The sequence below is a fragment of the Microbacterium sp. H6 genome (assembly GCF_003314775.1).
Taxonomy (GTDB): domain Bacteria; phylum Actinomycetota; class Actinomycetes; order Actinomycetales; family Microbacteriaceae; genus Microbacterium; species Microbacterium oxydans.
On the sequence record NZ_QOAY01000292.1, the window covers coordinates 1 to 5,916 of the forward strand.

At 67.9% G+C, this 5,916-nt stretch carries 7 protein-coding genes; 4 read left to right on the plus strand and 3 right to left on the minus strand.

All coding sequences use genetic code 11. The features are described 5' to 3' along the window. Positions 1 to 10: 10 nt before the first annotated feature. Positions 11 to 838: a class I SAM-dependent methyltransferase gene (locus tag DSP71_RS18945; protein WP_113681826.1), complete on the minus strand. Its 828-nt coding sequence runs from the start codon at positions 836 to 838 to the stop codon at positions 11 to 13. 59 nt (positions 839 to 897) lie between these two features. On the opposite strand from DSP71_RS18945, the gene DSP71_RS18950 reads away from it, so the two are divergent. After that, the gene (locus DSP71_RS18950; RefSeq protein WP_046746485.1) at positions 898 to 1,647 is read left to right on the plus strand and encodes a phosphoglyceromutase; all 750 of its coding nucleotides are present in this window, start codon (positions 898 to 900) and stop codon (positions 1,645 to 1,647) included. Positions 1,648 to 1,720: 73 nt separating this feature from the next. Here DSP71_RS18950 and phoU read toward each other — a convergent pair whose 3' ends face one another. Beyond that, positions 1,721 to 2,431, minus strand: a complete 711-nt coding sequence (gene phoU, locus DSP71_RS18955) for a phosphate signaling complex protein PhoU (RefSeq protein ID WP_046746522.1) — start codon at positions 2,429 to 2,431, stop codon at positions 1,721 to 1,723. Positions 2,432 to 2,647: 216 nt separating this feature from the next. Between phoU and DSP71_RS18960 the strand changes: the two genes are divergently transcribed. Both DSP71_RS18960 and DSP71_RS18965 read left to right on the plus strand, forming a co-directional pair. Then, positions 2,648 to 3,871, plus strand: coding sequence for a cell wall metabolism sensor histidine kinase WalK (locus tag DSP71_RS18960; RefSeq protein ID WP_046746523.1), 1,224 nt, complete (start codon positions 2,648 to 2,650; stop codon positions 3,869 to 3,871). Further along, positions 3,868 to 4,551, plus strand: coding sequence for a response regulator transcription factor (locus tag DSP71_RS18965; protein ID WP_045263359.1), 684 nt, complete (start codon positions 3,868 to 3,870; stop codon positions 4,549 to 4,551). The genes DSP71_RS18960 and DSP71_RS18965 overlap by 4 nt, the downstream gene beginning before the upstream one ends. An 88-nt stretch (positions 4,552 to 4,639) precedes the next feature. Here the strand turns inward: DSP71_RS18965 and DSP71_RS18970 are convergent, their stop codons facing one another. Then, on the minus strand, positions 4,640 to 5,173 hold the full coding sequence (locus DSP71_RS18970) for a restriction endonuclease subunit M (protein WP_046746524.1): 534 nt from the start codon (positions 5,171 to 5,173) through the stop codon (positions 4,640 to 4,642). Positions 5,174 to 5,310: 137 nt separating this feature from the next. On the opposite strand from DSP71_RS18970, the gene DSP71_RS18975 reads away from it, so the two are divergent. Further along, positions 5,311 to 5,793, plus strand: coding sequence for a CarD family transcriptional regulator (locus DSP71_RS18975; protein ID WP_017201416.1), 483 nt, complete (start codon positions 5,311 to 5,313; stop codon positions 5,791 to 5,793). The last annotated feature ends 123 nt before the right edge of the window (positions 5,794 to 5,916 follow it).

A 5,916-nucleotide genomic window follows, 5' to 3' on the forward strand; every position in this document is an offset into this window, starting at 1 on the left:
CGGCCCGGAGTCAGTCCGCGCGCGGAGCGACGGCCGCCCATGGCAGTGTGACCTCGCCCAGACGCCAGCGCGTGCGCCCACCGATCACGGGCCAACCCTGATCACGCAGTGAACCGACCGCGGCGAGGAAACGCTGCGTCGCCCCGAAGGTCGACAACGGCGCGGCGCGGTCCCATTCGCGATCGAGGTCGACCAGGAGGGCATGGATGCGTTCGCCGGTGACGTTGCGGTGGATCAGTGCCTTGGGCAGGCGTTCGGCGACGATGCTCGGGTGCTCGAGGTCCGCGAGCCGGAGCGAGAGCGTGAACCGCAGCGGGGTCGCCTGTGCATCGATGTCGACCCAGCTCGAGACGCGGCCGATCTCGTCGCAGGTGCCCTCGAACAGCAGGCCACCGGGCGCCAGCCGGGCGGCCATCCGTGACCAGGCGCCGGGGATATCCTGCTCGTCGTACTGGCGCAGCACGTTCATCGCGCGGATCACGGCTGCTCTGCGCCCATCGGGAAGCGGAACCTCGAAACCGCCGCGCGCGAACGTCACCGGAAGGTCGGACGCGAAGGAGGTTCGGCCCGCGCGCACCTCGTCGAGCTGCGCATCGGCCGTCGCGACGCGGGCGGGGTCGATCTCCAGTCCGCGCACCTCCACGTCGTCACGCACCCGGACCAGGCGCGTGGCGAGCTCGAAGGCCGTGACCCCGCTGGCGCCGTAGCCGAGGTCGACGACCAACGGGTCGGATGCTCGGCGCAGCGCCTCACTCGCGGCGATCCAGCGGTCGTTTCGCCGAAGGCGGTTCGTCCCCGTGGTGCCGCGGGTCGGCCGACCGAGGGGAGATGACGCCATGTCTCCATCCTCCCAGCATCCGACTCGGGTCCTCAGTCCCGGACGGATAAACTGACGGCATGACTGCGACGCGCACCCTCATCCTGCTCCGCCACGGCCGGAGCGAGTGGAACGAACTGAACCTGTTCACCGGTTGGGTGGACGTCCGCCTCAATGCGCAGGGCGAGAAGGAGGCACGCCGCGGCGGCGAGCTGCTGGCGGAGTCCGGCATCCTCCCCGACGTGCTGCACACCTCGCTGCTGAGCCGTGCCATCCAGACGGCGAACATCGCCCTGGATGCCGCCGACCGTCTGTGGATCCCGGTGACGCGCTCCTGGCGCCTGAACGAGCGTCACTATGGCGCGCTGCAGGGCAAGGACAAGGCACAGACGCTGGAAGAGTTCGGCCCGGAGCAGTTCCAGCTGTGGCGTCGTTCGTTCGACGTGCCGCCGCCCGTGCTCGACGACGAGAGCGAGTTCAGCCAGGTGAACGACGTCCGTTACGCGCACATCGACGGCGAGGTGCCGCGCACCGAGTCGCTCAAGCTCGTCATCGACCGCCTGCTGCCGTACTGGGAGAGCGCGATCGTCCCCGACCTCGAAGCCGGCAAGACCGTGCTCGTGACGGCGCACGGCAACTCGCTGCGTGGTCTCGTCAAGCACCTCGAGGGCATCAGCGACGACGACATCGCCGAGCTGAACATCCCGACCGGCATCCCGCTGGTGTACGAGCTGGACGAGAACAACGTCCCCACCGGCCCCGGCCGCTACCTCGACCCCGAGGCCGCCGCCGCCGGTGCAGCCGCCGTCGCGGCGCAGGGCAAGAAGTAGAAGCCCCCTCGCGGATACGACGGAGCCCCCGATGCGATGGCATCGGGGGCTCCGTCGTATCCGCGAGTGGGTGTCAAGCGTGGCCGAACTCCTGCTGACCGAGCTCCTGCTGCTCGACGGCGAGCGGGATGTCGTGTTCCTCGACCGCCCAGTCGCCCGTGGCGAGGTAGACGACCTTCTTCGCGACGGCCACCGCGTGGTCGGCGAAGCGCTCGTGGTACCGGCTGGCGAGCGTGGCATCGACGGTGGCCGTGGCCTCGCCCTTCCAGTTGTCGCTGAGCACCTTCTCGAAGACGGTGGCGTGCAGCTCATCGACGTCGTCATCGGCGTTGCGGATGGCGTCGGCGAAACGCAGGTCCTGCGTGCGCAGCAGTTCGGACAGGGTGCGGGCCACCTCGACGTCGAGCTCGCCCATCTTCACGAACGTGCCCTTGAGGCCCTTCGGAATGGCGCGCTCGGGGAAGCGGAGGCGGGCGAGCTGGGCGATGTGCTCCGACATGTCGCCCATGCGCTCGAGCGAGGCGCTCACGCGCAATGCCGTGACGACGATGCGGAGGTCGCGGGCGACCGGCTGCTGGCGCGCGAGGATCTCGATGGCCTGCTCGTCGAGGGCCACGGCCAGCTCGTCGATCTTCGCGTCGTCGGCGATGACCTCTTCGGCCAGAGCCACGTCGCTCGTCGCGAACGCCCTGGTGGCCTTGTCGATGGACACCGTGACGAGGTCGGCGATCTCGACGAGGCGGTTCTGCAGGTCCTCGAGGGACTGGTGGAAGACTTCGCGCATGTTGGGGCGCAACCTTTCATTCGGATCTCGGCTGGATCAGCGCGAGGCGGCGGGTCGTCCGCACGAGAGCAGGTCTGTGCTCCCGCACAGGCCCGAAGCGATTGTCTGCTTCGAAGGTTAACGAACGGTGCCCAGCACGTGAATAGTACTTCTCCTGTTCCCGCCAGGGCGCGGAAACCCGCCGGACGGACGGTGAACGCACTCTACGCTGGAGTCATGACCCTGCCGCAGCTCGCGCTGTCTTCGCTCGCCATCGGGCTCGTGATCGGCGTCGGCCTGTCGCTCCTCGTGGTGTGGGCGTACCGAGCGCGGGCTCGAGTGCAGGAGGAGACGTCGCTGGCGATCCCCGCCGGCATCACCGACGTCCTGCACAGCATGGACGATGCGGCGGCGATCGTCGACGCCTCCGGTCTGGTGCTGGCCGCATCGCAGGCCGCGACGCGCTTCGGGATCGATGTCGGCTCGACTCTCGACAACCCGGAGCTCCGGCAGCTCGTCCGCGGCGTCAGAGAGGCCGGCGGCTCCGTCACCGAGTCGATGCGCATCACGCGCGGCGGGGTGAGCCTCGACCCCCGCCTGGTCTCGGCTCGGGCCAGCGTGATCGGCAGCCGCCTCGTCCTGCTGATCATCCGTGATGTCACGGAGCAGGAACGACTGGACCAGATGCGTCGCGACTTCGTGGCGAACACGAGCCACGAACTGAAGACGCCGGTCGGTGCGGTGAGCCTGCTCGCCGAGGCGATCGAGTCGGCGGCCGACGATCCCTCCCAGGTGCGCATCTTCGCCGCGCGCATCTCGGCGGAGGCGGGTCGTCTCGGTCAGCTCACCGGTCGCATCATGAGCCTGTCCCGGCTCCAGGCCGAGGACGGGCTGTCCACGGTGGGGCCGGTCGCGATCGACGAGGTGATCGCCTCCTCCATCGAGGCCCATGTCGTGCAGGCCGATTCCGCCGGCGTGGAACTCGCCAGGGGTGGAGACCGTGGTGTCTGGGTGCGCGGCGATGCGCAGATCCTGATCGAGGCGGTCGGCAACCTGATCGCCAACGCCATCGTCTACTCGCCGCGCGGCTCCCGAGTGGGCGTGGGCGTACGGGCGGAAGACGGTGTGGTCGAGATCGCGGTGTCGGATCAGGGCATCGGCATCGCGGAAGCAGATCGCGAGCGCATCTTCGAGCGGTTCTATCGGGCCGACGAAGCCCGATCGCGGCGCACGGGCGGCACGGGCCTCGGCCTGTCCATCGTCAAGCACGCCACCCAGCGTCACGGTGGCGAAGTGCGGCTGTGGTCCCGTCCCGGTCGCGGGTCCACGTTCACGATCCGGCTTCCTCGGATCGATGCCCCAGACAATCGCGACGCGGGCAAGAAGAACAAGAAGAAGCGCGCGCGCAAGGCGGCCAAGAACGCCGCGTCCGCCCGCGTGCGAAACGGAGAGAGAGCATGACCCGAATCCTTCTCGTCGAAGACGAGCCCGACCTCGCCGACCCGCTCGCCTACCTGCTCCGACGCGAGGGGTACGAGGTGGAGATCGCGGAGGACGGCCCCGGCGCACTCGCGGCCTTCCGGGAGCGCGGTGCCGACATCGTGCTGCTCGACCTGATGCTGCCGGGGATGCCGGGCACCGAGGTGTGTCGGCAGATCCGCTCGACCTCTGCTGTGCCGATCATCATGCTCACCGCCAAGGACTCCGAGGTCGACATCGTCGTCGGCCTCGAACTCGGAGCGGACGACTACATCACGAAGCCCTACTCGTCCCGGGAGCTGCTCGCCAGGATGCGGGCGGTGCTGCGCCGGGTGGTCCAGGCGGACGGTGAACTGGACGAGCGTGTGCTGGACGGTGGACGTGTGTCTCTCGACATCGACAGACACACCGTCTCCGTGGCAGGTGCGCAGATCAACATGCCGCTGAAGGAGTTCGAGCTGCTCGAGGTGCTGATGCGCAACTCGGGACGCGTCCTGACCAGGGGGCAGCTCATCGACCGCGTGTGGGGGAGCGACTACTTCGGCGACACCAAGACGCTGGACGTGCACATCAAGCGCATCCGCTCGCGCATCGAGGAGAACCCGAGCGAGCCCGTCATGCTCGTCACGGTGCGTGGTCTGGGGTACCGCTTCGAGGGCTGAGCGTCCGATCGGTGGCGCATGCTGCCGGTGAGACGCAGAAGAGGCCGGTACCCCGAGGGGTGCCGGCCTCTTCTCGCTGCGTGCGGCGTCAGTTCGAGGGCGCCGGGGCTGCCGTATCGGTCGGCAGCGGGGTCGGCGACGATGTGGGTGCCTTCTCGCTGGGGACCAGATCCGAGTAGTAGGGGAGGGTGCCGTCGAGCACCGGCACCTGGGTCTTGACTCCGGTGGAATCTCCCGACTGGAAGTGGATCTCGACGGTAGCGCCGGGCTTGGTGTCGAGGCCCACGATGCGCACCGGGTCGGCGTCAGAGCCGAGGCTCACGGTGTCGTTCGCCGGGACCGTGATGGCGAAGGGGTCGACACCCTCGACGGTGACGGTGAGCGTGGCCTTCTCGTCGGTCGGGTTCACGATCGCGGCGACGAAGTTGCCGACCGAACCGTCCTCCGTGGCGACCACGAGGGCGTTGCGCACGTCGATGGGCCCGTCTTCGTCGGAGACGTTCACTCCGTCGGAGGCGGCGTACTCGGTCTTGGTGGACTGCGGGGTGATGAACGTGCACCCGGTCGCACCGAGCAGAACGAGGGCGCTGAGGGCTGCAGACGCAACAAGGCGCGATTTCACGGGTCCTCCTGAGGTCCGGCGGGGATATCCGGAACCATTCTATGCGTAAGTCGTGAGGGCTCCTGCGGCCCTGGGGGCGCGAACCTTAGCGCATGTCCCCTGTGGTATCCTTGAGGTTGCCGAAAGGACACGTTTTTATGCTTTTTGAGGTTGGCGAGACCGTCGTCTATCCCCACCATGGCGCTGCGACCATCATCGAGGTCAAGGAGCGCATCATCAAGGGTGAGGCGAAGAAATACCTGAAGCTCAACGTCACCCAGGGAGATCTCATCATCGAGGTCCCCGCGGAGAATGTCGACCTGGTCGGCGTTCGCGACGTGATCGGCAAGGAGGGCCTCGATCATGTTTTCGAGGTGCTGCGAGCACCCTTCACAGAAGAGCCGACGAACTGGTCGCGCCGGTACAAGGCGAACCTCGAGAAGCTCGCCTCCGGCGATGTGATCAAGGTCAGCGAGGTCGTGCGCGACCTGTGGCGCCGTGACCAGGACCGCGGTCTGTCCGCGGGTGAGAAGCGGATGCTGGCGAAGGCTCGCCAGATCCTCATCTCGGAGCTGGCGCTCGCCGAGAAGACCGACGAGGACAAGGCGGGCGCACTGCTCGACGAGGTTCTCGCTTCCTGAGCTCTTCCACGACGAAAGGCGGGTGCTTCGGCACCCGCCTTTCGTCGTCTCGGCCGGTAACGTGAAGCCGTGACCATCCTTCCCGTTCCACGCACAGCGATCATCGTCGTGGCCGCAGGCTCC

Bases quoted from the DNA above. Each gene is read 5' to 3' on its own strand.
- DSP71_RS18960 (WP_046746523.1), top strand. From the start codon at position 2,648: ATGACCCTGCCGCAGCTCGCGCTGTCTTCGCTCGCCATCGGGCTCGTG.
- DSP71_RS18975 (WP_017201416.1), top strand. From the start codon at position 5,311: ATGCTTTTTGAGGTTGGCGAGACCGTCGTCTATCCCCACCATGGCGCT.
- phoU (WP_046746522.1), bottom strand. From the start codon at position 2,431: ATGCGCGAAGTCTTCCACCAGTCCCTCGAGGACCTGCAGAACCGCCTC.
- DSP71_RS18945 (WP_113681826.1), bottom strand. From the start codon at position 838: ATGGCGTCATCTCCCCTCGGTCGGCCGACCCGCGGCACCACGGGGACG.
- DSP71_RS18965 (WP_045263359.1), top strand. From the start codon at position 3,868: ATGACCCGAATCCTTCTCGTCGAAGACGAGCCCGACCTCGCCGACCCG.
- DSP71_RS18950 (WP_046746485.1), top strand. From the start codon at position 898: ATGACTGCGACGCGCACCCTCATCCTGCTCCGCCACGGCCGGAGCGAG.